The sequence below is a fragment of the Neisseria sp. 19428wB4_WF04 genome (genome assembly GCF_015235335.1).
In the GTDB taxonomy this organism is placed as follows: Bacteria; Pseudomonadota; Gammaproteobacteria; order Burkholderiales; family Neisseriaceae; genus Neisseria; species Neisseria musculi.
The window spans coordinates 1-227 of the sequence record NZ_JADGLG010000254.1 but is presented as its reverse complement, the minus strand read 5'-3'; the positions used below and the strand labels follow the sequence as shown (position 1 = coordinate 227).

General features: G+C 46.3%; 1 protein-coding gene. It reads left to right on the top strand.

All coding sequences use genetic code 11. The annotated features are described in order from the left end of the window. Positions 1 to 227: ATP-binding protein (locus tag IR141_RS14345; RefSeq protein ID WP_167743256.1), on the top strand; the 227-nt coding region annotated here is incomplete at both ends.

Here is a 227-nt window from a genome sequence, read left to right as displayed (position 1 = left end):
GACTTGGTCAACAAATTGGAAGCAGACAAAGACGAAGGCCGTCTGAAACTAACCGAACAGCAATGTCGGTACGATTTGTTGATTCTTGATGAGTTGGGGGATCTGCCGTTTAGTCAGAAAGGCGGGGTGCTGCTGTTTCATCTGATGAGCCAACTGCATGAAAGGACGAGTGTTGTCATGACGACCAATTTGGCTTTTAGTGAATGGGTGAAGCTGTTTATGGATGA